This is a genomic window from Haloglomus halophilum (assembly GCF_024298885.1).
In the GTDB taxonomy this organism is placed as follows: domain Archaea; phylum Halobacteriota; class Halobacteria; order Halobacteriales; family Haloarculaceae; genus Haloglomus; species Haloglomus halophilum.
Genome location: NZ_CP101166.1, coordinates 880,592 through 903,846 on the forward strand (window position 1 = coordinate 880,592; position 23,255 = coordinate 903,846).

Genomic DNA, 23,255 nt, shown 5'->3' on the forward strand with positions numbered 1-23,255 from the left:
GGTCGGCGTCGGAGGACGAACGGGGGAGCGCCGGGCGTGGATCAGTCCGAACCGGTCGCGATGCGGTCGAGGACGGCATCGGGCATCTGCTCGCGCATCTCGGCGGGGATGTCCTCGGCGTCTAACGCGCCTGCGGCAACGTCCTCGGCGTCTAACGCGCCTGCGGCAACGTCCTCGGCGTCGACGGCACCCGAGGGGATGCCCTCCCCGACATCGTCGGGGTCGACCTTCATCCCGGGGCCGAACAGTTCGAGCGCGGAGTTGATGGTGGTCCAGTCGCCCTTCTCGGCGGCCTCACGGATACTCTTGGTCGGCGCCGAGAGGAGCTGGTTGACCAGCGCATCGGCCATCGCTTCGACGGCCGCCTCCTGGTCGTCGGTCAGCCCGTCCGTCTCCATCGTGGAGACGGCCTTGCCGACCTCGCGAGCTTTCACGCGCTCTGCGCCCTCGTACATTGCCGCGATGATCTGGTCGGCGCGCTTGCGCTTGTACTGGCTGAGGAGGTGGTCGAGTTCCTCGGAGACCATCGCCTCGACCCGGCCGGCGGCCTCGGCCCGGGCCTCGCGGGTCCGGTCGGTCACGTCCTCCAGTGCGTCGAGGTCGTGGACGGTCACGTTCTCGAGGCCGTCGGTGGCGGGCGCCACGTCACGCGGCGAGGCGAGGTCGACGACGAACGTCTCGCCCGCCCCCGAGAGGTGCTCGGCGTCGAGCACGTGCTCGTCGCTCCCGGTCGCCGTGAGGACGAGCCCGGCCGACATGGTGGCCTCGGGGAGCGTCCCCAGTCCGACCGCGCGGGCCGGCGTCTCCTCGACATCGCCGGTGAGGTGTTCGGCACGCTCGGGCGAGCGGTTCGCGACCGTCAGCGAGGCGACCTCACCGTCGAGCGCCCGAACCGCGAGCGTTCCCATCTCGCCGGCGCCGACGACGAGCGCGTCCTCGGCCGAGAGGTCGCCGAGTTCGCGCTCGGCCAGCTCCACGGCGGCACTCCCCAGCGAGACGACGCCCTCGTTGATTCCGGTCTCGTCACGGGCACGCTCGCCGACGTGGAGTGCCTTCGTGAGCGCGTCCTCCAGCACGGGGCCGACGCCGCCGGCCTCGCGGGCCGTCACGAACGCGCGCCGGACCTGGCCGATGATCTGGTCCTCGCCGAGGACGAGCGACTCCAGCCCGCACGCGACCCGGATGAGGTGTTCCAGCGACGCCTCGTGGTCGAGGCTGACGCGGGCGTCCTCCAGCCCGGCCGTGTAGCGGTCCAGCGCCGCGCGCCCCGTCGCCGCGTCGTCCGTGACGACGTACGCCTCGACGCGGTTGCAGGTCTGGAGGCAGAACGCCTCGCGGACGCCCGGCTGGGAGAGGAGCGTCTCCACGCCACGGCACTGTGACTCGACGGCGGCCCGCTCGATGTGGTCGAGACTGGCGTGCCGGTGGGAGATACTGACGCCGGAGACCAACCCAGTTGGAACAGTCATTCGTCACCTACCACCTCGGTAACGACCTCGGTGGCTCTTTCCCGGGGGTTGGCACTACCCTCACCTAAAGCCTTCCAAACGTTCGAGTCGCGAACCACCCGCCGGACGGCGGTTCGCCGGAGGTCGGGGTCGACCCCGCGTTCCTGCAGGTCCGCCCGGATGTCACCGGTCAACTCGGCCATCGCGCCGGCGCCCGCGAGTTCCGTCTCCAGCCGCTCGCGGAGGTGCTTCGAGAGTGCCGGACTGGCCCCGCCGGTCGCGAGGCTCGCGACGACGGGCTCGTCGCGCACCGTCGCCGGGACGACCACCTCATCGACGGGCCGACGGTCGGTCCCCGAGCGGTCGGCCCGGTTGTAGAGGACGCCTCGCTCGTCGGCCTCGGCAGCGACGGCCGCGTTCAGGTCGGCGTCGTCCGTAGCGGCCACGACCAGCGCCGGCTCGACGCGGTCGAACCAGTCGGGCACCGCGTCGGGCGTGGGCGCCGCGCGGACGAACTCGACGTGGCCCGTCCCGTCACCGTCGTCCGCCGCCCCGGGCTCGAACCGGCGGTCCGCGAACCCCGGACTGACGACCACGACCCGCGCCTCGCGGGCGAAGCGACGAGCCTTGCGCGCCCCGACGGGACCGCCCCCGAAGACGAGGACCGTCTCCCCGCGGAAATCGTGGTGGAGCGGAATCATCTAGTCGTCGCCGACCTCCGTCTCCGCGGAGTCGGCAGGAGCGCCCTCGGTGTTCGCGTCGGCGCGCTCGTCGAGCCGGATACCGGTCTTCTTCAGGATGCGCGTCGAGAACAGCGTGTCCCAGTCGTCCTCGCCGACATCCCAGAACTCGGCCATCCGCTCCCGTACCTGCTGGACGCGCTCGTCGCTCTCAGCCTCGCTGCGGCCGTGGGTCATCGCGAAGAAGTTGTACGGCCAGACGCCCTCGTGGCGCGGGCGCTCGTAGCAGTGCGTGACGAAGTCGAGCGAGGCGATGGCGGGCCCAACTTCGTCGACGAGGTCGTCGGGAACGTTCCAGACGGTCATCCCGTTCTCCGTGTAGCCCAGGGCGTAGTGGTTCGGGACGACGCCGACGCGCCGGACCTTCCCCTCCGCGTCGAAGCGCTGGAGCGTCGCCAGCACCCACTCGACCGGCTGGTCGATCTCGCTCGCGACATCCGCGTACGGTGTCGCCGTGAGAGGCAGGCCGTCCTGCACCGCGAGCACGAGGTCGCGCTCGCGGGGCGTGAGGAGGTCGCGGTCGGTCGGCGCCACGTCCGGGCCGAGGTGAGAGAGGTCCACGTTACCCTCCGGGATGGGGCCGTCGACCAGGAACTTCGCCTCGACGCGGAACTCCTGCTGTTTCGGGAGGTTGTAGGTCTCCTGGCCCGTCTCGGCCTCGATTGCGTCCAGCACCTCCCGCACGCGGTCAGCGTCGGCGACGCTGACGACGAACCACATGTTGAGATGGGGGTGCTCGCGCTCGTAGTTGTGCGCGACCTCGCGGTGCGCGTTGACCTGCTCGGCCACCGCCTCGTAGCGGTCCTCGGGCGCGTGCATCGCGACCAGCGTCGCGGCGCCACCGATGGCCTCGGCGTTGACGAGCGCGCCGAAGCGCGTCAGCGTGCCGGCCTCGTCCATCGCCCGGATGCGGGCCAGCAGCTCGTCGGCGTCGATGTCGATGTCGCGCTCGCGGAGCGCAGCCGCAGCGGGCTCGAAGGGGCGCTCGGCGACAGGGAACCCGCCCTGGAAGGCGTTGACGATCGCGCGGTCGACCCGGTCGAGCGACGGGTCGGCGTCCTCGCTCATGCTCGGAACTCGGGGGCAGAGTCGGATAAGCGTCGCGTTCCCGTCGGTCGTCGTCACCGCGGACGCCGACGACGCCCCTGTTCAGTCGCCGTCGCCGCGGACGCCGACGACGCCCCTGTTCAGTCGCCGTCGCCGCGGACGCCGACGACGCCCCTGTTCAGTCGCCGTCGCCGCGGACGCCGACAACGCCCCTGTTCAGTCGCCGTCGCCGCGGACGCCGACAACGCTGTCCACGTGGTCGAGGGTCTCGACCGCCGCGACGACGCCGTCCTGGTCGACGACGGCCTCGTAGTAGATGACGACGGCGTAGTGGCCCTCGCGGAGCAACTGCTGGCACTCCCAGACGAACTCCTCGCCGTCCAGCGTGAGCCCCTGATGCTGGTTGACGCCGAAATCGGGGTCGTCGTTGCCGGAGTAGACGTAGGTATCCTCGGGGGCGATGTCGGGATGGTGCTCGGCGATGCGATTGCCGGTGTCGAGGGTGAGCTGGTGGAGCGCGGGCTCGTCCTCGCCCGAGAGGTCCGTGTGGACGATGATGCCGTTGAGTTCGATATCGCCCGGCTCCAGCAGGGCACGCGTCCGCTGGTAGAGGTCCTCGTCGATGGTCTCCATGCCGCTGGGTTCGCGACGGCCGGATAAACCGCTAGCGGTCGATGTCGGCTGCCGGCCGGGGCGAGGCCGGAAGCGGTCGATGCCGGCTGCCGGCCGGGGCGAGGCCGGAAGCGGTCGATGTCGGCTGCCGGCCGGGGCGAGGCCGGAAGCGGTCGATGTCAGTATCGGCCGGGCTGGAAGACAGCACGAGCTGAAGTGGCGAGCGCTGCGGCTCACCGGCTATGACTGCGCGCCCGCGACAAGTCGCGCGACCGCGCCGCAGTTCCGTGCCGCTACGTCTCCGTGGTCGTCTGTCCTTCAGACGCGGGTCGGATTCTGGGCCCGGGGGCCCTTCTCGGACTCGACGATGTCGAACTCGAGCTCCTCGCCCTCCTCTAGGTCGGGGCCCTCGATGTCGTCCATGTGGACGAACACGTCCTCGTCCGCCTCGTCAGTCTCGATGAAACCGTAGCCGCCAGTGTCGTTGAAGAACACGACCTTACCAGTCGCCATTGCAACTCTCTCGTGGATACGCCTGTATAAAAAGCCTGCGACCGTCAGCACCGCCACGACGGCCCGTCCGGCATGAACACCCGGTATGACCAGTCAAAAGACCCATACTTGCCGGGCGTCCGGTTCGCATATGACCGGGTGGCTCCGCCGGCGCGCGCTCGCGCTGTACGAGCGCCTGCTGGAACGCGAACTCGACGGCGCGCCGGAACACGTCGCCGTCATCCAGGACGGGAACCGCCGCTACGCCCGCCAGGCGGGCGACGAGGCCACGGACGGCCACCGCGCCGGCGCGCAGACGACCGAGCAGATGCTCCACTGGTGCAACGAGCTGGGTGTCCGCGAGCTCACCCTCTACACGTTCTCGACGGAGAACTTCGACCGACCACCCGAGCAGCGCGAGGACCTGTTCGACCTCATCGAGGACAAGCTCCGGGAGTTCGCCGACCGCGAGGAGGTCCACGAGAACGAGGTCCGCATCCGCGCCATCGGCGAACTCGACCGGCTCCCGCCTCGCGTCCGCGATGCCGTCGACTACGCCGACCGCCGGACCGCGGGCTACGACGAGTTCCACCTCAACATCGCGCTCGCCTACGGTGGCCGCGCGGAACTCCTCTCGGCGACGCGCGCGCTCGCCAGCGACGTGGCCGACGGTGACCTCGACCCCGCCGACATCGACGTCGGAACCATCGAAACGCAGCTGTACGAGGGGCCCGCGCGCGCCGTCGACCTCATCATCCGCACGGGCGGCGACGAGCGCACCTCGAACTTCCTCCCGTGGCACGCCAACGGCAACGAGGCCGCCGTCTTCTTCTGCTCGCCGTACTGGCCGGAGTTCCGCCGCGTCGACTTCCTCCGCGCGGTCCGGACCTACCAGGCCCGCGAGGCATCGTGGCGCCGCACCCGGGCCGAGCGCGCGGTCGCGCTGCTCCGCGCCGTGGGCGATGCCGAACTCGGCGAGGCTCGACGGGTACTGGGTCGGGTCCGGGACCGGGCGGACGACGAGGACCACGAGCTGGACCTGCCCGAGGCCGACGCGGCCATCGAGACGGCCGACTGAGCGCCGGCGACAGGTGTCTACTTCGGGGGTCGCAGGCGGTAGTAGCGCCGGTTCAGCTCGAACATGTACCCCTCCCGCATCGACTTCAGCACCGCGTAGGTGAGGAAGCCGCCCACGAAGGGCAGCAGGAACGTCAGGTCGAACAGCAGGTGCGGTGCCACCGGCACGAGGTTCTTCGCGGAGTACGCAGCGATGGTGAACGCGAACGTGACGCCGGCGACACCGACGGCAGCCCAGAACGGCTGCTCGACGGGGCGCCGGGCCGCACCCTTATTCAGGAACGGCACGATGGCGATGAAACCCACGACGACCAGATTGGCGACGACACCGTAGGTCCGGTCGGCCATCAGCTTCTCCCCGCCCAGCAACGCCAGGTCCGGGTTCAGCGGCCCGAGCTTGAGCAGCCCGAACGACCAGTAGAGATACCAGTCCGGCAGGATGACCGCCGGCGTCTGGTTCGGATTGGCTGGCGCCCCGATATGGGGTGGGAGGGCGGCTGCGAGGAAGACGACCATCCCGACGAAGAAGCTCGTCAGCGCGAGGTTCCGGATCATCTCGTGGGGCCACACCGGGAACGCCAGCACGTCCCGCTCGACGTAGTCGCTCTCCGTCCGCAGGTCCTGATCCTCGCGGCGCGCCCGCTCGAAGTACTCGTAGGTGATCTGTGAGAGCCCCTGCGTGCGCTCCTTGCGCTCGCCCCAGGTCGGCGTCTCGTCGTCCGGCGCGACGACGCCGCTTCCGTCAGAGCGGACCTCTGACGAGGCTCGGCTCGCGTCGCTCGCCTCGTCGTCGCCGGTCCGTGGCTGGTCTCGGTCCGTCTGCTCGTCGGAATCGTCGGTCATTCGTTGGAGGGTGGGTGATAGCTGTGGTTCACGGACCGATGCGGGCGGCGTGGAAGGCCGGTCCGTGGGCAGGGCGGTACCGCCGTCGTCCATCGAAACGGGGGGCTGGGACGATTCCCTGTCGGAGGTCATCCGGACGGCTTTAAGTCGGGCACTCGGCTAGCCGACGGTATGCGGTACCTGACGGTCCGACTGGTCCCCCGAGATCAGCCGGGGTTCCACCCACTCGGTGAGCGACTGCTGGCGGAGCCCTCCCTCCAGCGCGAGGCGGTCCATCACTTCGAACTCCTCGACGACGGGACGCTCCTGTTGCTCGCGGAGGGGAGTGGCGACCGCGACCGCTACGAGGAGATCATGGCGTCCGAACCCACCGTCCGCGACTACATGGTCTCGGGCGAGGAGCGCTGGATGGCGGTCAGCCAGTTCGAAGCGAACGAGGCCATCCGGGAGGTACTGGCGTGGCAGCAGCGCGAGGACATCGTCGTCGAGACGCCGGTGCAGTTCCAGCAGGACGGGAGCCAGCAGATGACACTCATCGGCGAGGACGAATCGTTCCGGGCGCTGTACGAGGAGGCGACATCGCTGGACTCGTTCGACATCGAGGTCGTCGAGACCGGCGAGTACACACCGGATACCGACCGGCTGGCCCGGACGCTCACCACCCGGCAGCAGGAGATCATGGCCGCGGCCGTCGACCTCGGCTACTACCGGGAACCACGGGAGGCCACACACGAGGACATCGCCGGGGCGCTCGACCTGTCACCGTCCGCCGTCGGCAAGCACCTGCGCCGGGTCGAGGAACGGGTGTTCGCCGCGCTGGCCAGGTGACCACGTCCACCGGCGCATCGACCGATATATGCCCGCCGCCGAACACGACGCCTGCATGAGCCTGCGCGTCGCCATCGGGGCCCCGTTCCAGCGCGAGGGGACCTCGGAACTCCCGGAGGGGACGTTCTTCAAGAAGCTCTCGCTCGATTGGGAGTGGTTCACCCCCGACCAGGCCCGCCGTCTGGCGGACATCGGCGTCGGCGAGGGCCTGCTGAAGCGCGAGGAGAACCGGCTCGTGGCGCAGTTCGACCCCGCCACGGTGGAGGTGCCCGAGGAGTTCCAGCCCGACGAGTCGCTGCTCCAGGAGCGCTCGACGTTCGACCGCATCCTCTCGGCACTCGCGGGGGAGGGCGTCGAGAAGCAGGAGGCCGTCGCCGCGATGAACCGCCTGAAGGCCGACCGTGGGCTGACGATGGACGGCGCCGCCGTCCTCTACGCCCACCGACAGGGTGCCGACGTGGCCGGCCTCGCCGAGCGCGCCCGGGAGGAGCTGTAGTGGTCGACGAGCGCGTCACGGACGGCCGGCGCATCGCGCAGCTGCTCGCCGCGGAACTGCGCGGCCACGAGCACGGTGCGCTCGGTCGCCTCGCGGTGACGGACGTCCGCGACGTGGAGGGGAGCGAGCACGGCGAGTTCGCCTACGGTGTGGCGCTCCTGCCGCCCGGCGAGACGGCCGACCGACGCAATCCGGATGTGGAGACGCGCGAGGCGGTCGACCGCCTCGCGGACGTGTACGTCCACACCGACCGGGCGCGCGTGGAGTTCCGGCTGGCGCCTGATGCGGCCGCCAACGCGGGACAGGAGGCCGCTGCCGAGGAGGCGTCGGGGCTGCGCGTGCGGCCGAAGGCCACGACGCCGCCGCGGACGCTGCTGTTCCTGGAGTCGGGCGTCGCGGCGAAGCGGGCGCTCCCGGTGTTCCGGGCCGTGGTCGAGGCCAGCGATAAATCGTGAGTCCCCCATATCATCAGAATATCAGAAATTATCGCGCTTTTGAGCCCATATAGCGGAGAAACGCCGCCAGTTCCGAAGCGTTGATTCAGTCCTCCGATATGGCGTGCGCGAACACGAACTCTCTGAGGAGTTTCGCCCCCAGCACCGCGGCCTGCCCGTCGTCGCGGTCGTTGACCTCCACGAGGTCGAACCCCTCGGCGTGCGGAGCGACCGCCCGCACCACATCGCGCATCTCGCGGCTCGACAGCCCGAACGGCTCCGGGGTGCCCGTCCCGGGCGCGACGCCCGGGTCCGCGGCGTCGATGTCGACGCTCAGGTAGACCGACTCGTCCCCGAAGTCGGGCGACCAGTCGGATACGTCCTCGGGCACCACGACCGTCACGTCCGCCTCGCTTGCCCGGTCCCACTCGGCCTCGCTGCCCGCCCGCGCGCCCAGCACGACCGCGCGGTCCGCGGTGTCGAGCGCGTGCCGGGTGACGGTGCTGTGCGAGAGGGGGTCGCCACCAAGGTCCTCGCGCAGGTCGAGATGCGCATCCAGGCAGACGAACACGTCCGGCTCGACGGCCCGGACGCCCGCCACCGAGACGGTGTGCTCGCCGCCGACGAGCAGCGGGACAGCCCCGTCCGCCCGGCCATCACCCAACTGGTCGGCGAGGAAGCCGAGATAGTCGTCGGTGTCGGCCCACGGCTCGATGTCGCCGGCGTCGTGGACCGCACGGTCGGTGAAGTGTGCGTCCGTGTGGTGGTCGTAGTCCTCGAAGCCCCGGGCGTAGCGCCGGACCTCGTCGGGGCCGAATCTGGTTCCGGGCTGGAAGGAGGTCGAGCGGTCCAGCGGCGCGCCGACGAGGACGTAGTCGGCGGCCGAACGGGCAGCGTTCGCGCCGGGGAACTGGGTCACGGTGTGAGGAGAGGAACTGCTCGGCGGGGCGGCCTCAGACCAGCTTGCGGTTGCCCTCGTACTCGAGGTACTCGATCTCGTCGTCGGCCGTGATATCCTCGCTACCGGGGATACGCATCGTGATGGTCTCGTACGTCTCGAGGTCCATCACCTGCATCTCACCGTCGGACGCGGAGACGACCTGCCCCTGCTTGCGCTCGATGATGGGGACCCACACCTTCGCGTCGACGGGCTGGGTGAAGTTGCGCTTCTGCCCGTCGAAGACGCCCGTCCCCTCGACACGGGCCTTCGCGCTGCCGTGTTTGCCGGGCTTGGACGTGCTGTACGCCGTGATCTTCGAGGGGGTGTCCTCGATCATCACGTAGTTCCCCTCCTGTAGTTCGCGAACCTCCGTCTGCTCTCGCGCCATGCTCTGGCGTTCCGGTTGCGCCGGTATAAACGGTACGGAACGGGTGAGCGGGGCTGGCGCCACTCACCCAGGGAGTGCGGCCAGCACGAGCAACACCGGCCCCGAGTTCCGGCGGTCAGAACGTCATATGCGAAGTGGAGCCGGGCATATCGTCGTCATCGTCGTCCTCGGACCCGGCATCGGCGGGTCCGGCGTGGCTGAACGCCACGTCCTCGTCGGTCAGATACACCTGGCCGAGTTCCTCGGTCACGTCGACCTCGGCGAGCGTCGAACCTGCGGCCTTGCCGTTGTCGCAGTAGCCCGTCGCGGCGTCGAAGACGGAGCCGTGCTTCGGACAGACGATGCCGCCGTCGCGCATCACGGCGCCGATGTCCTCGCGGTAGAGTTCCTGGTCCGTCTCGTGCTGGCAGTAGTTCTTCCATGCCGCGATACCGTCGTCGAGTTCGACGAGGAAGACCTCTCGAAGGGAGCCATCCGGCTCCTCGACGGTGAACAGCCAGCCGCCCTGCTCGGGCACGTCGTCGGCGCTCGTCAGGTGCGTGCGGGGGGACACGGGGCCGCGTTGCGGGGGGATCGACAAAACTCCGCCGACGGATATCGACGGGTTCGCGGCTGCGGCCCCGGGGGATGCCCCGCGGGGGGTCAGTCGGCCGCCTGGCCGCCGTCGACCGGAATCGTGTGTCCGGTGATGTACGAGGCGTCGGTCGAGCAGAGGAACGCCACCACGCCGGCGATCTCCTCCGGGTCGGCGACCCGGTCCATCGGAACGTCCCGCATCGCCGAGGTGTCGAAGTCGGCCCGGAGCGTGCGAATCGTCAGCCGGAGCAACTGGACCGCCCGGCAGAGCCGGTCCAGGAGCGACGGGGAATCGCCGCCGCCGACCGCGCCGGACTCCCCCAGCAGGCCGGACTGGATGTTCGTCCGCGTCGGGCCAGGGGCGACCGCGTTGATCCGGATGTCCCGGTCGGCGTACTCGAGCGCGACCGACTTCGTCAGCCCGACGACGCCGTGCTTGCTGGCGGAGTAGCTGGAGAGCCCACCCATCCCGACCAGCCCGGCCTCGGAGGCGGTGTTGACGATGGCACCGCCGCCCTGGCGCCGCATCGCCGGTATTTCGGCCTTCAGGCACGCCCAGACGCCCTTCAGGTTGACATCGATCAGCCGGTCCCACTGTTCCTCGGCGATCCCCGTCACCTCCACGAAGTCGGTGAGGATGCCCGCGTTGTTGTGCGCGAAGTCGAGCCCGCCGTACGTCTCGACCACGGTGTCGACCATCCGGCGGGTGGACTCGAGCGAGGAGACATCGACCTCGACGAAGGTCGCGCTCCCGCCGCCATCCTCGATCAGGTCGACCGTTTCGCGACCGGGGCCCTCGACGATGTCCGCGACGACGACGTTCGCGCCCTCCTCGGCGAACCGGAGCGCCGACGCCCGGCCGATTCCCGACCCGGCCCCGGTCACGAGTGCCGTCCTGTCGGTCAGTCCCTTCATCCTCGATGGCCCGTCGACCAGTCAGTTAACCGTATCCCCAGTACCGTCCAGCGGGAGTCGGTCGCGGACCGCCGCCACCGGGCCCCTTTTGTCCGCTCCAGCCGAATACGGAGCTATGCAAGGGCTCGGCGGCGAACGGATCGCCGTGATCGGTGGCGGCTTCGGCGGCCTCTCGACGGCCTGTTATCTCGCGGACGCGGGGGCGGACGTGACCGTCTTCGAGAAGAACGAGCAGCTCGGAGGGCGTGCCTCCCGGCTGGAGGCCGAGGGATTCAAATTCGACATGGGGCCCTCGTGGTACCTGATGCCGGACGTCTTCGAGCGGTTCTTCGGCCACTTCGGGCGAGCGCCCGAGGACTACTACTCGCTGACGCGGCTCGACCCGCACTACCGCATCTTCTTCAAGGACGGCGACCGGGTCGACATGGTCCCGGACCGCGACGCCAACGCCGAGACGTTCGAGTCCTACGCCGAGGGCGCGGGCGAGACGTTCCAGGAGTACCTCGATACCTCGGAGTACCACTACGAGACCGCGATGGACAACTTCGTCTACGAGGACCGCTCCTCGCTCCGGGATTTCGTTGACCTCGACGTGATGAAGGCCGCGCCGGTCGGCCTCAAGTTGCTCGGGACGATGGACGGCTACGTCTCGAACCACTTCGACCACCCGAAGCTCCAGCAGATCATGCAGTACACGCTGGTGTTCCTCGGGGGGGCGCCGAAGAACACGCCCGCGCTCTACAACATCATGAGCCACGTCGACTTCAATCTCGGCGTCTACTACCCCGACGGCGGCATCGGGGCCGTCGTCGACGCGCTGGTGGAGCTGGGCGGCGAACTCGGCGTGACCTACGAGACCGGCGCACCCATCGAGGAGATTATCACGCGCCGCGAGGGGTTCGAACTCGTCGTCGGCGAGACGGCCGACACGGGCCTCCCCACGCGGACCGAGACGGGGAGCGACGCGGCGACGGCCGTCGACGACGGCGACGGTGACGCGGTCGAGGCGACGCCCGACGGCGGTGCGACGACCGAGCGCCGCGAGCGCTTCGACTACGTCGTGAGCGACGCCGACTACGCCCACACCGAGCAGGAGCTGCTTCCCGAACACGAGCGGGGTTACGACGCGGACTACTGGGACTCTCGCACCTACGCCCCGTCGGCGTTCCTGCTGTACATGGGCGTCGAGGGCGACGTGGACCCACTCGAGCACCACACGCTCGTCCTGCCGACCGACTGGGACGAGCACTTCGAGACCATCTTCGACGACCCGGCGTGGCCCGACGACCCCGCGTACTACGTCTGTGTCCCCTCCGAGACGGACCCGACGGTCGCGCCGGAGGGCCACAGCAACCTGTTCGTCCTCGTTCCTATCGCGCCCGACCTGGAGGACGGCCCGGAGACCCGCGAAAAGTACCGCGAACTCGTGCTGGACGACCTCGCCGAGAACACGGGCGTCGAGTTGCGCGACCGCATCGTCTTCGAGGAGTCGTTCTCCGTCTCGGAGTTCGCCGACCGCTACAACTCGATGCAGGGCACGGCGCTCGGGATGGCCCACACGCTCCGCCAGACCGCGTTCCTCCGGCCGCCCCACCGCTCGAAGGAGGTCGACGGCCTCTACTTCACGGGGTCGTACACCACGCCCGGCATCGGCGTCCCGATGTGTCTGGTGAGTGGCCAGCACACCGCCGACTGCGTCATCGAGGACCTCGCGGGGAGCGTTCCCGACCGATAGCATGAGCGAGCAGGAATCGCTGGCGCTGGAGCGGGTGCTGCCGCCCGAGGACACGGCCGTCGGCTACCTGCTGCGGCTCTCGCGCCCCCGGTTCTGGCTGTACCTGGCGGGCCCTGTCGTCGTCGGGGTGGCGTACGCCGCCACGAGCGTCGGTGAGCTGTTCGCCCCGCTCGCGCTGGCGCTGTTCGCGTACTTCCTGCTCCCGGCGAACGTCTTCCTCTACGGCGTCAACGACATCTTCGACGCGGACATCGACGCCGAGAACCCGAAGAAGGAGGGCCGCGAGGTCCGCTATCGGGGCTCTCGACTCGTCGTGGCGGCGGTGGTGGTGTCGGGGCTGCTGGGGCTGGCGTTCGTCCCGTTCCTGCCGCTCGCCGCGGTCGGCGTGCTCGCCCTGTTCGGCTTCCTCGCCACGGAGTACTCGGCGCCGCCGCTCCGCTTCAAGACGACGCCGTTCCTCGATTCGCTCTCGAACGGCCTCTACATCCTCCCCGGCGTCGTGGCGTACACGGCGCTTGCCGGGCAACTGCCCCCACTGGGCGCCATCGTCGGCGGCTGGCTCTGGACGATGGGGATGCACACGTTCTCCGCGATTCCGGACATCGAACCCGACCGCGCCGCCGGCATCGAGACGACCGCGACCTACCTCGGGCGGTTCAACACCTTCCTCTACTGCGCGCTGATGTGGCTCCTGGCGGCGGTGGCGTTCGTCTACGTACATCCGTTCTTTACCGTGATTCTGATGCTGTACCCGCTGCTCGTGTTCGGCATCACCTTCGCCCGCGTGGACGTGGACGAGGCCTACTGGTGGTATCCCATCATCAACTCGCTCGCCGGGATGGTCATCACGATGGGCGGGCTGTACGTGCTGGTCTACGGGAACCCGTTCGTGGGGTGACGACGGAACTCAGGCATCCCCGGTGGATGTCCCGGATGCGCGCCGGACCCGGCCGAGGAGGTAGCCGAGCAGGACAACTACCAGACCGACGCCGAGAGTGAGATGGCCCGGATAGCCGAAACTCGTCATCATGGGTTGCAGGTCTCCAGCACCAGGTCTCGCGGGCGCGGGGCCACCGTAGACGGTGACGAACGGGGTGCCGAACAGCGCGTAGTACGTCTCCAGGCTCACGAAGCCGAGGAAGGGTGCCAGTCCGAGGAGTGTCGCCCGGAGTGGGCTACGAGACCGGTAGCCGAAGGACGCTGCGATGCCAGCGCCGATGATGGGGACGATCGCGATACTCAGGTACAGGGTGGAGACAGCCCAGAGCCGATGAACGGCGAGCCCTGTCAAGAACAGGAGCGAGGCGGCGACGGCGAGTTGCGTTCCAGACAACTCGCTCCGGCCAGAGAGCAGTCGCCTCGTCCTCGCCACGTCCATGCGAGCGCCCAGCGGGCCGCTGCGGATAAGCTTTGTTCGGGGGGAGACGCGATTCGTCGTTGCAGGGAAGCTGAGTCTCCCGTCGGTTCCGACAACAGGAAGCGCGCGAGCGCCACACGGCGGAGGCCGCGAGCGCTAGCGAGCGTGCCGGAGCCACCACGGCGCTCGCGCGGGGAGGTGTGGGGGCACCAGCACTCCGCTGGAACCACCACGAGCGTCGCTCGATCCGAAACCAACCCCCTGGCGGACTCGAAGGGCGAGCGCTCTCGGGGAAGACGGCCGACGCAAGCACCGCAGGCGCCTCCGGCGCCCGAGGAGCGCAGCGAGGCCCTCGACCCGAGAGCGCGAGGGCTTCGTAGTTGTTGTCGCTGAAATTGTTGGCAGAGAACACAAAGACTTCGCATGTCCCGAATTAGCGATATATTGGAGATTTTAGAGTAAAATATTCGGCCCAATCGTTGAATGTCGCTAATTAGCACTTTAATTCCAGTCTCTACATGAAATCGCCTAGCCCGGACTGCTGGTCGTCGTCCTCGGCGGCCTCCGCGTCGGCCTCGCGGCCCTCCTCCTCCCCGTCGCCCGAGCCATCGTCACCGCCACCGAGCGTCGCCTGCGCGACTTCCTCGTCTTCGCCGTCGGCATCGTCACCCTCCTCCCCGTCCATCTCCGACTCCGCCACGCCACCCGCAAAGGCCCCGCCCGAATGCTCCACGGCCTCCTGCTCGCGCAGTTCCTCGGCGTCGGCGACGATGTCCTGCACCTTGTTCGTCGACTCGCCGCTGCCCGTGATGAAGGAGACGTGTTCGGCGTCGAGTTCGTAGCGCGCGGCCATCAACACCGTCAATTCGCGATTCTTGCAGTGGTGGGTCATCACCGCGAGGAACGGCATGATCTCACGCCGAGCGGTCGCCGTCGACACCCCGGCGGACTCGGCGATGCGCTCGGCGATGTAGTCCCGCGTCGAGTCCCGGTACGACCGGTAGGGCGCGCCGCCGTAGCGCGTCCAGCCGCCGCGGTCGCGGGTCCGGGCGGCCGCGACACCCGCCGCGATGTTGTCGGTCGCGTAGCGCCAGTACGTGTAGTTCTGCGTCGCACGCACGCGTCCGAGCCAGCGGTCCGCCTTCGCGAGGTAGCCGTACGCGTCGGCCACCTCGTCGCCCTCGTACACCGTCGGGACCTTGTCCTCGACCCACTGGAGCAGGTCGTCCGGCGTCTCGTCCGTGTCGTAGGCCGTCTGCAGCGCCTCTTCGGGCGACTGCTCCTTGAGGACGGCGTCCAGCAGCGAGAAGATGTCCTGCGTGCGGTCGCGGTCGCCCGTCGACACGTCGTCGACGGTGATGCGGTCCCGGCCCTCGGCGGCGGCCTGGAGGTCCTTGATGGCGCCGCGCAGGTCGCCGTCGTTGGTGCTCGCGATGCGGTCCAGCGCGGCGTCCTCGTACTGGATGTCCTCCTTCCGGCAGATGTCGCGCAGCACCGGCAGGATGGAGCGTTTGCCCACGTCCCTGAACTCGATGTCCTTGCAGGCGTTCCGGAGGCCACGCGACATCTCGTAGAAGTCGTTGGCGATGAGGACGACCGGCTGGTTGGCCTCCTTCACGAGGTCGGTCATCGCGCCGGCGCCGCCGCGGTCCTTGTGCTGGTGGAGGTTGTCCGCCTCGTCGAGGATGACGAGCTGGCGCCCCGTCGAGGTGAGCGACTGGTTCATCGCGGCGCCCCCGGCCACCTTCTTGATCTTGTCGGCGGTCCGCGAGTCGCTGGCGTTGAGCTCCATCACCGACCAGCCCATGTCGTTCGCGAGCGCGTGCGCGGCGCTGGTCTTGCCGATCCCCGGCGCGCCGTAGATGATGACCGCCTCGCCGTGGTCGTCCCACGACCGGGCCCACTCGTGGAGCTTGTCCCGGGCCTTGTCGTTGCCCCGGACCTCCGACAGCGTCGTGGGCCGGTACTTCTCCGTCCAATCCATTTAGCGGAGGCAGGTGGGGGGCGGGGTTAGTGGTTGCGGAGGGACGGTCCGACGAACCGAATGACCGGCGCACGAGGGACTCCCGCCCCCGCGGCATAAGATACCACGACACTTGCGTCCACTTCAGCGAACTATTGCGCCAACCTCCGGCACCAACTAACCCAATCAATTGACGAGCGTCGAGTGATTTCGACACTACTAGAGCAATACCCAACTGAACGGTTCTCACGGAGGGAGCGAATGAAAGGTACTATGGTCGCGTTATATGTATACGAACGTATGCCAACTGACCGCGGAACCGACCGTCGTTCGTACCTCAAAGCCCTCGCTGCCGGGAGCGTCGTCACGCTCGCTGGGTGTACCAACACCGGCGATGGCGGCGGGGACGGCGGCGACGGCGGTGATGGTGGGGACGGTGGGGACGGTGGGGACGACAGCACGCCGACGGACGAGCCGGCACCGCAGATCGTCGCCGGCACCGCGCCCGGCTTCCCGCCGTTCGAGATCAAGCAGGACGGCGAGCTGACCGGCTTCGACGTGGAGCTGTTCGAGGCCATCGTCGAGGAGAGCGAGTACGAGTTCGGCGGCTGGAAGGAGTTCGAGTTCGACGCGCTCATCCCGTCGCTCCGGGACGACAAGATCGACGCCATCGCCGCGGCGATGACCATCACGGACAAGCGCGACAACGCCATCGACTTCTCGGACCCGTACTACAGCGCCGACCAGTCCGTCATCGTGCGCGAGGGCGGCGATTTCAGCCCGTCCTCGCTGGACGACCTCTCGGGCCACCCCATCGGCGCCCAGAAGGGGACCACCGGCGAGAGCGTCATCCAGGAGCAGCTCATCCAGGAGAACAAGCTGGAGGAGTCCAACTACAACGCCTACGACAACTACACGCTCGCGGTGCAGGACCTCGAGAACGGCAACATCGACGCCATCGTGCTGGACCAGCCGGTCGGCGCGACGTTCGCCGACCAGCGGGCCGTCGTCGTCTCGTTCGTCTACGAGACGGGCGAGCGCTACGGCTTCGGCGTCCGCGAGGGCGACAGCGACCGCCAGCAGGCCATCAACCAGGGACTCCAGGCCGTCCGCGACAACGGCACCTACGAGGAGCTCCGCAACGAGTGGTTCGGCTCGAACTGAACCGATGAGCCCCGCGCTCGCGCCGGACGTGGTGCTCGCGGCGGCCGCCGGCAATGTCGACCCCGGGGTGGTGCTCCAGGCCGGTGACTGGGAGTTCGTCTACCGGAACCGCCGGTTCCTGCTGTACGGCGCCGGCGTCACCGTCCTGCTGACACTGACGAGCGTCGTCCTCGGCCTGCTGGCGGGGCTCCCCGCCGGCATCGTCGAGGTGTACGGCTCCGGCCCCGTCGCGGCAGCGGTGAACCGCGCGGGCGTCCTGCTCCGGGGGACACCCCTCCTGGTCATCCTGGCGTTCACGTTCTTCGTCAACCCCATCAACGTCGGCGCGTTCGAGGCCGCGACGCTCGGACTGGGGCTCCGGAGCGCGGCCTACCAGTCACAGATCTTCCGTGGCGCCATCCAGAGCGTCGGCGAGGGACAGATGGAGGCCGCCCGCTCGGTCGGGATGAGCCAGTTCGAGGCCATCCGGCACGTCGTCGTGCCGCAGGCGCTCCGGCGCTCGATTCCGGGGTTCCAGAACGAGTTCACCATCGTCCTGAAGGACACCAGCGTCGCCTTCTTCATCGGCCTCGCGGAGCTGCTGACCCGGGGGTTCAACCTGTTCACCCAGCCCGGCCAGTCCACCTCCGTGCTGGAGGTCATCCTCGCGGTCTCGGCGGTCTACTTCGTCCTGACCGTCCTCACCAACCAGGGGCTGGAACTGCTGGGGCGGCGCTTCGCCATCCCCGGCACGGGGGGTGAACGATGAGCGACGCGAACGCGCTCCTCGAGTTCGAGGACGTCCACCAGTCCTACGGCGAGGAGAAGGTGCTCCGCGGCATCGACTTCGAGATGGAGCGTGGCGACGTGGAGGTCGTCATCGGGCCCTCCGGCTCGGGGAAGTCGACGATGCTGCGCTGCGTGAACCGTCTCACCGAGATCGACTCGGGCACCATCTACCTCGATGGCGACCCCGTCACGACCCCCGAGACCGACGTGAACGCGCTCCGGCGGCGGGTCGGGATGGTGTTCCAGGACTTCAACCTGTTCGCCCACCGGACCGCGCTCGGCAACGTCACCCTCGGGCTCCGGGAGGTGCTGGGCCACTCGAAGGAGGAGGCCCGTGCCGAGGCGATGTCGCAACTGGAACGCGTCGGCCTCGCGAACCAGGCCGACTCCTACCCGGCCGAGCTCTCGGGCGGGCAGAAACAGCGCGTCGGCATCGCCCGTGCGCTGGCGATGGACCCCGAGCTGATGCTGTTCGACGAGCCCACGAGCGCACTCGACCCCGAACTCATCGGCGAGGTGCTGCGCGTGATGCGCGACCTCGCCGACGACGGGATGACGATGCTGTGTGTCACCCACGAGATGGGGTTCGCACAGGAGGCGGCCTCGACCATCTCCTTCCTCGACGAGGGGAGCGTCGTCGAGCGTGGGCCGCCCGAGCAGCTGTTCGAGGCGCCCGAACACGAGCGGACGGGTGAGTTCCTCGAGCGACTGACCAGCCTCCACGGAGGCCAGCACGGATGAGCGCCGAGACCGCCGACGAGCCGGGGGGTTCCGCGACCACTCGCGGCACCGTCGGCGTCGAACTCGGCCGGCGGCCGCTGTTCTACGCGGTGCTGGGTCCGTTCTGGGCGTGGCTCGTCGTCCGGTGGGTGTACGACTGGGTGGTCGTCCCGGGGACGAACGTGACCTCTCGGGAGACGTTCTTCCCGACGCAGCCGTTCGTGTCGGCGGGCGAGGTGCTCCGGGAGACGGCCGCGCCGGCCCCCCTCGCGGGCCTGCTCGACTGGTTCGCCGGCGGACTGGACTTCATCGCCTTCGGTATCGAGGCGCTCCCGCAGCTGGCGGCGGGCGCCTGGGTCACCATCGTCCTCACCGTCGTCTCCATCCTGGCGGGGCTGGTGCTGGCGGTGCCGCTGAGCGTCGCCCGGGTCTACGGCAACCGGGTGACCCGGTACCCCGCGCTCGCAGCGACGGAACTCATCCGCGGGACGCCGCTGCTCGCGCAGCTGTTCGTCCTCTACTTCGGGCTGGGACTCACCCAGTACGTCCGCGTGATTCCCGGCGTCGGCGTGGGCGTCCTCCCCGACACGGCGGTGATGGTGGCGCTCATCGGCTTCACCATCAACTCGGCGGCCTACCAGTCCGAGTACATCCGGTCGGCGCTGCTCTCGGTCGACTCGGGCCAGCTGACGGCCGGGCGCGCCATCGGCCTCTCGAAGGTCGAGGCCATCCGCCACGTCGTCCTGCCCCAGGGGCTTCGATTCGCCATCCCTGGCTGGTCGAACGAACTGGTCTACCTCATCAAGTACTCCTCGCTGGCCTCGTTCATCACGGTCCGGGAGCTGTTCTTCCGGGCCGAAGCCATCGGCAACGACACCTACCTGTACGTCCAGATCTACACCGTCGCCGCGCTGTTCTACATCGCGCTGGTCGTCTCGGCGTCGGCGTTCATGAGCTACGTCGAGGACCGCGTCGCCATCCCCGGACTGGGTACCAAGGGCCGCCGGTAGGTCGCGGCCACCACACCCGCCGAAACCGCTTTGCCCACCGCGGCCCGCCCTCCGGGCGTGCCATCGACGGTCGTCCACGTCGCCTTCGGACTCCTCGTCGCGGCAGCCGTGCTCGGGCCCTACTTCGACCGCCGGGCCCTGCTCGCGGTCGCCGCCGCCGTCGTCTTCGTCGACCTGGACACCGTCACGAGTCTCGTCCTCGAATCGACCCACCGCGCACTCTTCCACACGGTCCTCCTCCCGCTGTTCGCCGCGACCTACCTGTACGCGGAGACGCGCCTGGGCGAGCGCTCGCTGGTCCGCGAGCGGTACGGGGACCGTGGGGTCCGGGTGGCGTGGGCGGCCATCGCCGCCGTCGTCGTCTCGGGCATCGGCCTCGACCTCACCAACCCCGCCGGGGTGAACATCCTCTACCCGCTCCACGACCAGTTCTACGCGTTCGACGGCGCCGCCAACTACTCCACCCGGGCCGGCTTCCAGCAGTCGTTCGTCGAGGTCGGGACCGCGACACCGGAGCCGAGCGGCGGTGGCGGCGGCGGCGGTGCTCGCGTCGACGTGGGCGGGCAGGGGTCGACCCGCGACTACCACGTCGGGAGCGGCATCGACCCCGACAAGGGCCGCGAGCCGAAGGACGTCCGTCGGGTCTTCCCGGTCGTCTTCCGGGGCTGGCAGCTCCTGCTCGTCGTCGCGAGCGTCGTCGGCCTGACAATCCGCGCCCGGCTCTCGCCCGAGGTGGCGATGGCCGAGACGACGCCCGTCCCCGCCGAGACGGACGGCGACGCCGAGCCCGCGGTCCGCCGGGTCGACGACGCGAGCGACGACACGGACCCGGATTCCACCGATTCGCCCGGCGACGAGGGGGATGTAGCGTGACCAGTCCCACCGCGGACCCGAACCCGACGGTCCGACCGTACCACCCGGACCGCGATACCGAGGCGCTGTGGGCCGGCAAGCGCGTGTTCGAACTGGGGCTCGGCGAGGCCGGCGACACGGAGAAGGAGGCCGCGTACGCCGAGAAACTGACCGAGGGATACAGGGAACGGTGGCTCGCCTGGGTCCGGCGCTGTGCGACTGACGACCCGGGTTGTGTGCTGGTCGCGGTCCCGGAGCGCGAGGTCGCAGACGGGCCGCCGCTCGCGGGCTACGCGTTCCTGCTCCCCGAACGGCTCGCGTTCGTCTGGGACGCCGCCGTCCTGAACGAGCTGTGGGTCGCCCCGCGCAACCGGGGAACGGGGCTCGCGGACGAGCTGTTCGAGGGGGTGCTGTCGCACGCCCGCGAGCAGACCCTGCCGCTGGACCGGCTCCTGCTGGATGTCGACACGGAAAACGAGCGGGCCCGCGCCTTCTACGAGCGCCACGGCTTCACCGGATGGGGCGAACTCGTGGCGCGTGACCTCTGAGCCGGGCGGGAGCGAGCGCACGCGTGGCCGTCGGCCGTCAGTCGGTGACCGTCGCGATGAGGCCACCGACGGTGCCGAACACGAGGGGGTAGACCAGCCCCGCGAGGAGGATGCCCGTCGCGAACACCGGCCCGGTTCCCTGTGCCGGGAACAGGAACAGTCCGACGAGGACGAGCGCGAGGTAGCCGAGCACGACGCCAGCGGCGCCCGTCAGCGCCTCGACCGGTTCGTCGATATCGCCGTACTGTCCAACGGCGAGGCCAGCCGCGATGAGGACCAGCGGCGGGATGGCGTAGAGGAGGGTGGTGAACCCGTCGTCGCCGCCGATGAAGCTCCCGGTGCCGCTCCCGAAGAAGCCCAGGTCGATCATCGTCTCGACGAAGTGGGCGTTGAAGAACACCCAGCCGACGGCCTTCCACGTCGGGATGTCGGTCGCCTGACGGAGGATGTTGTCGCGGATGCTGCCGGAGGTGATGATGAAGACGAGGGCGTAGCCGACCAGTTCCGCGGCGGCACCGGCGGCGGCGCCGACCGCAAGCGGGATCTCCCTGTTGCCGACTGAGACTGACATTCCGTTCGGCCGAACACGGGGCCGCCGAAAGTAGTTTCCGGCCGGGGGGTCCCGGGAACCAGCCACACGCGACCTCAGTCATCCGTCGAGACGGGGTCGGACGCCGAGCCGCCCGCAGCCTCGCTCCCCGCGCCGTCAGCCGACGACGCGGTGGTCCGGCTGGCCGCGTCGGAATGGGCGGCGAGCCAGCCGACGAGCGGCGCCGCGGCGAGCACGAGCAGTTGCCAGCCCGACTCGACGATATCGACGATACGCTCGGAGTTCCCGTTCGGCCCGCGAACCGGGTTGAGTGGCGAGGGGATGAAGAACTCGGCCGTCCCGCCCTGCTGCCCGACGTAGACGGCGTACCCCTCCGTCCCGAACTGGACGTACGACTGGGCGAACAGCTCCTGATTGGAGAACACGATGCTCCCGACGAACGCGTAGAACTGGTCGTGGAGCGGCCAGAACGGGTTGGCGGTTGCGACGTTCAGCAGGTCGAGACCGATGCCGGCGACGGCGTAGACGGCGACCGCGACCCACGCCAGCCGCACGCCGGCGGCGCCGAGGTGGTCGACCACGCGCCGGTCCCGCCGCGCGTCGGCGTAGAGGACGGCCGCCGCGAGGCCCGGGATGAAGAGCGTGTGCAGGACGGCCCCGTGGGTGCTCTCGGGAACGGGGAGGCCGCCGGGCACCGCGAGCAACCCGAAGAGGGCGTCGAGGTCCGGCGCAGCACCGGCCGCTCCCGCGACGACGGCGGCCCGTCGGTCGAACGCGGCGCCGAGGGCTGCCGCGGCCAGGATGACCCCGAGCGCCGCGTGGACGACCGTCGGTGGCATGGGTCGGCCTGGGGCGTGTGCGAGTATGAACGTTCTGCCGGTGGATCTGCGGGACGATTGTTCGGTTCCGGGAACAGGGAGCGCACGGAGGGGTGGGGGCGCGAGCGCTCCGCGGGAACCACCACGCACGTCGCTCGGCCGAACGACAGGCAACTCCAACGCGGGGGATTCAAGCCCGAACCCGGCGAACGACCGCGCAGATGCTCATCGCGTTCGACTTCGACGGGACGCTCAGCGACTCCGAGATGACCGTGCTACTGGGGGGCGAGCAGGGCGTGGCCGAGGAGATGGCCGACATCACCGAGCGGGCGATGAACGACGAGATGTCCTACGCCGAGAGCCTGCGCTCGCGGGCGGAACTGCTGCGGGGGCTGAAGGAGAAGAAGGCCGACCGCGCGTTCGGCCGGGTGGAACTGCGCCCGGGGGCCGCCGAGGTCATCGACGCGCTCCGTGACGCCGGCCACACGGTCGCCATCCTCACCGGCGGGTTCGAGCGCGGCGTCGCCCGCGCACTGGACGACGCCGGCACGGACGTGGACACGGTGGTCGCCAACCGGCTCCCCATCCGGAACGGCAAGCTGACCGGCGACGTCGAGGGACCACTCATCGAGGGGACCAAGGACGAGGCGCTGGAGGACCTCGCCGCCGAGGTCGACGTGGCGATGGCCGACACGGTCGCCGTCGGTGACGGCGCGAACGACCTGCCGATGCTGGAGGTGGCGGGCCTCGCCGTGGGCTACGAGCCCAAGCCGGCCGTCGAACCCCACTGCGACGTGGTCGTCGAGTCGATGGCCGAGCTACAGGAGCTGCTGACCGAGCGCGACATCCTCTGAGGCGGTCCGGTCGGTGGCCGACCGGCGCGTCAGACGCACGTCGTACGAGGGTTGACGGCCGCTGCCACCCAGTATCGGGT

General features: G+C 69.4%; 27 protein-coding genes. 13 read left to right on the forward strand and 14 right to left on the reverse strand.

Annotated elements, in window-relative coordinates; genetic code table 11:
• Positions 1 to 41 precede the first annotated feature (41 nt).
• The 5 genes from hemA to NL114_RS04425 form a co-directional block, all read right to left on the reverse strand.
• Positions 42 to 1,469, reverse strand: coding sequence for a glutamyl-tRNA reductase (hemA, locus tag NL114_RS04405; protein WP_254823586.1), 1,428 nt, complete (start codon positions 1,467 to 1,469; stop codon positions 42 to 44).
• On the reverse strand, positions 1,466 to 2,149 hold the full coding sequence (locus tag NL114_RS04410) for a precorrin-2 dehydrogenase/sirohydrochlorin ferrochelatase family protein (protein ID WP_254823587.1): 684 nt from the start codon (positions 2,147 to 2,149) through the stop codon (positions 1,466 to 1,468). Before NL114_RS04410 ends, hemA begins: the two co-directional genes overlap by 4 nt.
• Positions 2,150 to 3,256, reverse strand: coding sequence for a siroheme decarboxylase subunit beta (ahbB, locus tag NL114_RS04415; RefSeq protein WP_254823588.1), 1,107 nt, complete (start codon positions 3,254 to 3,256; stop codon positions 2,150 to 2,152).
• A 195-nt stretch (positions 3,257 to 3,451) separates the two neighbouring features.
• The gene (locus tag NL114_RS04420; RefSeq protein WP_254823589.1) at positions 3,452 to 3,868 is read right to left on the reverse strand and encodes a DUF5778 family protein; all 417 of its coding nucleotides are present in this window, start codon (positions 3,866 to 3,868) and stop codon (positions 3,452 to 3,454) included.
• Positions 3,869 to 4,165: 297 nt separating this feature from the next.
• A complete protein-coding gene (locus NL114_RS04425) occupies positions 4,166 to 4,360 on the reverse strand; it encodes a cold-shock protein (RefSeq protein WP_254823590.1) in 195 nt (64 codons plus the stop codon).
• A 130-nt stretch (positions 4,361 to 4,490) separates the two neighbouring features.
• On the opposite strand from NL114_RS04425, the gene uppS reads away from it, so the two are divergent.
• On the forward strand, positions 4,491 to 5,417 hold the full coding sequence (gene uppS / locus NL114_RS04430) for a polyprenyl diphosphate synthase (RefSeq protein ID WP_254823591.1): 927 nt from the start codon (positions 4,491 to 4,493) through the stop codon (positions 5,415 to 5,417).
• 17 nt (positions 5,418 to 5,434) lie between these two features.
• On the opposite strand, the gene NL114_RS04435 is transcribed toward uppS, so the two are convergent.
• Positions 5,435 to 6,259, reverse strand: coding sequence for a cytochrome b family protein (locus NL114_RS04435; protein ID WP_254823592.1), 825 nt, complete (start codon positions 6,257 to 6,259; stop codon positions 5,435 to 5,437).
• A 171-nt stretch (positions 6,260 to 6,430) separates the two neighbouring features.
• Here NL114_RS04435 and NL114_RS04440 point away from each other — a divergent pair, with 171 nt between their 5' ends.
• The 3 genes from NL114_RS04440 to NL114_RS04450 are packed head-to-tail and all read left to right on the forward strand — an operon-like array spanning position 6,431 to position 8,038.
• Entirely contained in the window at positions 6,431 to 7,087 is a 657-nt protein-coding gene (locus NL114_RS04440) for a helix-turn-helix domain-containing protein (RefSeq protein ID WP_254823593.1), read from the forward strand.
• A 55-nt stretch (positions 7,088 to 7,142) separates the two neighbouring features.
• Entirely contained in the window at positions 7,143 to 7,583 is a 441-nt protein-coding gene (locus NL114_RS04445; protein WP_254823594.1) for a DUF2240 family protein, read from the forward strand.
• Complete coding sequence (locus NL114_RS04450; protein WP_254823595.1) at positions 7,583 to 8,038, forward strand: DUF7993 family protein; 456 nt, start codon at positions 7,583 to 7,585, stop codon at positions 8,036 to 8,038. Before NL114_RS04445 ends, NL114_RS04450 begins: the two co-directional genes overlap by 1 nt.
• An 85-nt stretch (positions 8,039 to 8,123) precedes the next feature.
• On the opposite strand, the gene NL114_RS04455 is transcribed toward NL114_RS04450, so the two are convergent.
• The 4 genes from NL114_RS04455 to NL114_RS04470 all read right to left on the reverse strand — a co-directional run bounded on the left by NL114_RS04455 (position 8,124) and on the right by NL114_RS04470 (position 10,836).
• On the reverse strand, positions 8,124 to 8,936 hold the full coding sequence (locus NL114_RS04455) for an arginase family protein (protein WP_254823596.1): 813 nt from the start codon (positions 8,934 to 8,936) through the stop codon (positions 8,124 to 8,126).
• 34 nt (positions 8,937 to 8,970) lie between these two features.
• The gene (locus NL114_RS04460; protein WP_254823597.1) at positions 8,971 to 9,345 is read right to left on the reverse strand and encodes a translation initiation factor IF-5A; all 375 of its coding nucleotides are present in this window, start codon (positions 9,343 to 9,345) and stop codon (positions 8,971 to 8,973) included.
• 115 nt (positions 9,346 to 9,460) lie between these two features.
• Complete coding sequence (locus NL114_RS04465; protein ID WP_254823598.1) at positions 9,461 to 9,898, reverse strand: Rieske (2Fe-2S) protein; 438 nt, start codon at positions 9,896 to 9,898, stop codon at positions 9,461 to 9,463.
• Between the two features lie 89 nt (positions 9,899 to 9,987).
• The gene (locus NL114_RS04470) at positions 9,988 to 10,836 is read right to left on the reverse strand and encodes an SDR family NAD(P)-dependent oxidoreductase (protein WP_254823599.1); all 849 of its coding nucleotides are present in this window, start codon (positions 10,834 to 10,836) and stop codon (positions 9,988 to 9,990) included.
• A 115-nt stretch (positions 10,837 to 10,951) separates the two neighbouring features.
• Here NL114_RS04470 and crtID point away from each other — a divergent pair, with 115 nt between their 5' ends.
• Together crtID and NL114_RS04480 are read left to right on the forward strand one after the other, a co-directional pair.
• Positions 10,952 to 12,571, forward strand: coding sequence for a bifunctional phytoene desaturase/3,4-desaturase (gene crtID, locus NL114_RS04475; protein WP_254823600.1), 1,620 nt, complete (start codon positions 10,952 to 10,954; stop codon positions 12,569 to 12,571).
• Between the two features lies 1 nt (position 12,572).
• Complete coding sequence (locus tag NL114_RS04480) at positions 12,573 to 13,469, forward strand: prenyltransferase (RefSeq protein ID WP_254823601.1); 897 nt, start codon at positions 12,573 to 12,575, stop codon at positions 13,467 to 13,469.
• A 9-nt stretch (positions 13,470 to 13,478) separates the two neighbouring features.
• Here NL114_RS04480 and NL114_RS04485 read toward each other — a convergent pair whose 3' ends face one another.
• Both NL114_RS04485 and NL114_RS04490 read right to left on the reverse strand, forming a co-directional pair.
• Complete coding sequence (locus tag NL114_RS04485; RefSeq protein ID WP_254823602.1) at positions 13,479 to 13,949, reverse strand: hypothetical protein; 471 nt, start codon at positions 13,947 to 13,949, stop codon at positions 13,479 to 13,481.
• Positions 13,950 to 14,442: 493 nt separating this feature from the next.
• The gene (locus tag NL114_RS04490; protein ID WP_254823603.1) at positions 14,443 to 15,912 is read right to left on the reverse strand and encodes a replication factor C large subunit; all 1,470 of its coding nucleotides are present in this window, start codon (positions 15,910 to 15,912) and stop codon (positions 14,443 to 14,445) included.
• A gap of 279 nt (positions 15,913 to 16,191) precedes the next feature.
• Between NL114_RS04490 and NL114_RS04495 the strand changes: the two genes are divergently transcribed.
• The 6 genes from NL114_RS04495 to NL114_RS04520 are packed head-to-tail and all read left to right on the forward strand — an operon-like array spanning position 16,192 to position 20,953.
• The gene (locus NL114_RS04495; protein ID WP_254823604.1) at positions 16,192 to 17,055 is read left to right on the forward strand and encodes a basic amino acid ABC transporter substrate-binding protein; all 864 of its coding nucleotides are present in this window, start codon (positions 16,192 to 16,194) and stop codon (positions 17,053 to 17,055) included.
• A gap of 4 nt (positions 17,056 to 17,059) precedes the next feature.
• Complete coding sequence (locus NL114_RS04500; RefSeq protein ID WP_254823605.1) at positions 17,060 to 17,803, forward strand: amino acid ABC transporter permease; 744 nt, start codon at positions 17,060 to 17,062, stop codon at positions 17,801 to 17,803.
• On the forward strand, positions 17,800 to 18,564 hold the full coding sequence (locus NL114_RS04505; protein ID WP_254823606.1) for an amino acid ABC transporter ATP-binding protein: 765 nt from the start codon (positions 17,800 to 17,802) through the stop codon (positions 18,562 to 18,564). The genes NL114_RS04500 and NL114_RS04505 overlap by 4 nt, the downstream gene beginning before the upstream one ends.
• Positions 18,561 to 19,553, forward strand: coding sequence for an amino acid ABC transporter permease (locus NL114_RS04510; RefSeq protein ID WP_254823607.1), 993 nt, complete (start codon positions 18,561 to 18,563; stop codon positions 19,551 to 19,553). The genes NL114_RS04505 and NL114_RS04510 overlap by 4 nt, the downstream gene beginning before the upstream one ends.
• Before the next feature lie 57 nt (positions 19,554 to 19,610).
• Positions 19,611 to 20,426, forward strand: a complete 816-nt coding sequence (locus NL114_RS04515) for a metal-dependent hydrolase (protein WP_254823608.1) — start codon at positions 19,611 to 19,613, stop codon at positions 20,424 to 20,426.
• Complete coding sequence (locus NL114_RS04520) at positions 20,423 to 20,953, forward strand: GNAT family N-acetyltransferase (RefSeq protein ID WP_254823609.1); 531 nt, start codon at positions 20,423 to 20,425, stop codon at positions 20,951 to 20,953. The genes NL114_RS04515 and NL114_RS04520 overlap by 4 nt, the downstream gene beginning before the upstream one ends.
• A gap of 37 nt (positions 20,954 to 20,990) precedes the next feature.
• Here the strand turns inward: NL114_RS04520 and NL114_RS04525 are convergent, their stop codons facing one another.
• On the reverse strand, positions 20,991 to 21,524 hold the full coding sequence (locus NL114_RS04525) for a phosphoethanolamine transferase CptA (protein WP_254823610.1): 534 nt from the start codon (positions 21,522 to 21,524) through the stop codon (positions 20,991 to 20,993).
• 74 nt (positions 21,525 to 21,598) lie between these two features.
• Entirely contained in the window at positions 21,599 to 22,342 is a 744-nt protein-coding gene (locus tag NL114_RS04530; protein WP_254823611.1) for a metal-dependent hydrolase, read from the reverse strand.
• Between the two features lie 200 nt (positions 22,343 to 22,542).
• Between NL114_RS04530 and serB the strand changes: the two genes are divergently transcribed.
• Positions 22,543 to 23,175 (forward strand): phosphoserine phosphatase SerB, encoded by a 633-nt coding sequence (serB, locus tag NL114_RS04535; RefSeq protein WP_254823612.1) that lies wholly within the window; start codon positions 22,543 to 22,545, stop codon positions 23,173 to 23,175.
• The last annotated feature ends 80 nt before the right edge of the window (positions 23,176 to 23,255 follow it).

Excerpts from the sequence above, each read along its gene's own strand:
- ahbB (WP_254823588.1), bottom strand. The coding sequence starts at position 3,256 with ATGAGCGAGGACGCCGACCCGTCGCTCGACCGGGTCGACCGCGCGATC.
- NL114_RS04525 (WP_254823610.1), bottom strand. The coding sequence starts at position 21,524 with ATGTCAGTCTCAGTCGGCAACAGGGAGATCCCGCTTGCGGTCGGCGCC.
- hemA (WP_254823586.1), bottom strand. The coding sequence starts at position 1,469 with ATGACTGTTCCAACTGGGTTGGTCTCCGGCGTCAGTATCTCCCACCGG.
- NL114_RS04510 (WP_254823607.1), top strand. The coding sequence starts at position 18,561 with ATGAGCGCCGAGACCGCCGACGAGCCGGGGGGTTCCGCGACCACTCGC.
- NL114_RS04470 (WP_254823599.1), bottom strand. The coding sequence starts at position 10,836 with ATGAAGGGACTGACCGACAGGACGGCACTCGTGACCGGGGCCGGGTCG.
- NL114_RS04420 (WP_254823589.1), bottom strand. The coding sequence starts at position 3,868 with ATGGAGACCATCGACGAGGACCTCTACCAGCGGACGCGTGCCCTGCTG.
- NL114_RS04445 (WP_254823594.1), top strand. The coding sequence starts at position 7,143 with ATGAGCCTGCGCGTCGCCATCGGGGCCCCGTTCCAGCGCGAGGGGACC.
- NL114_RS04500 (WP_254823605.1), top strand. The coding sequence starts at position 17,060 with ATGAGCCCCGCGCTCGCGCCGGACGTGGTGCTCGCGGCGGCCGCCGGC.
- NL114_RS04530 (WP_254823611.1), bottom strand. The coding sequence starts at position 22,342 with ATGCCACCGACGGTCGTCCACGCGGCGCTCGGGGTCATCCTGGCCGCG.
- NL114_RS04480 (WP_254823601.1), top strand. The coding sequence starts at position 12,573 with ATGAGCGAGCAGGAATCGCTGGCGCTGGAGCGGGTGCTGCCGCCCGAG.
- NL114_RS04485 (WP_254823602.1), bottom strand. The coding sequence starts at position 13,949 with ATGGACGTGGCGAGGACGAGGCGACTGCTCTCTGGCCGGAGCGAGTTG.
- NL114_RS04460 (WP_254823597.1), bottom strand. The coding sequence starts at position 9,345 with ATGGCGCGAGAGCAGACGGAGGTTCGCGAACTACAGGAGGGGAACTAC.
- NL114_RS04425 (WP_254823590.1), bottom strand. The coding sequence starts at position 4,360 with ATGGCGACTGGTAAGGTCGTGTTCTTCAACGACACTGGCGGCTACGGT.
- NL114_RS04490 (WP_254823603.1), bottom strand. The coding sequence starts at position 15,912 with ATGGATTGGACGGAGAAGTACCGGCCCACGACGCTGTCGGAGGTCCGG.
- NL114_RS04440 (WP_254823593.1), top strand. The coding sequence starts at position 6,431 with ATGCGGTACCTGACGGTCCGACTGGTCCCCCGAGATCAGCCGGGGTTC.
- uppS (WP_254823591.1), top strand. The coding sequence starts at position 4,491 with ATGACCGGGTGGCTCCGCCGGCGCGCGCTCGCGCTGTACGAGCGCCTG.
- serB (WP_254823612.1), top strand. The coding sequence starts at position 22,543 with ATGCTCATCGCGTTCGACTTCGACGGGACGCTCAGCGACTCCGAGATG.
- crtID (WP_254823600.1), top strand. The coding sequence starts at position 10,952 with ATGCAAGGGCTCGGCGGCGAACGGATCGCCGTGATCGGTGGCGGCTTC.
- NL114_RS04505 (WP_254823606.1), top strand. The coding sequence starts at position 17,800 with ATGAGCGACGCGAACGCGCTCCTCGAGTTCGAGGACGTCCACCAGTCC.
- NL114_RS04495 (WP_254823604.1), top strand. The coding sequence starts at position 16,192 with ATGCCAACTGACCGCGGAACCGACCGTCGTTCGTACCTCAAAGCCCTC.
- NL114_RS04410 (WP_254823587.1), bottom strand. The coding sequence starts at position 2,149 with ATGATTCCGCTCCACCACGATTTCCGCGGGGAGACGGTCCTCGTCTTC.
- NL114_RS04435 (WP_254823592.1), bottom strand. The coding sequence starts at position 6,259 with ATGACCGACGATTCCGACGAGCAGACGGACCGAGACCAGCCACGGACC.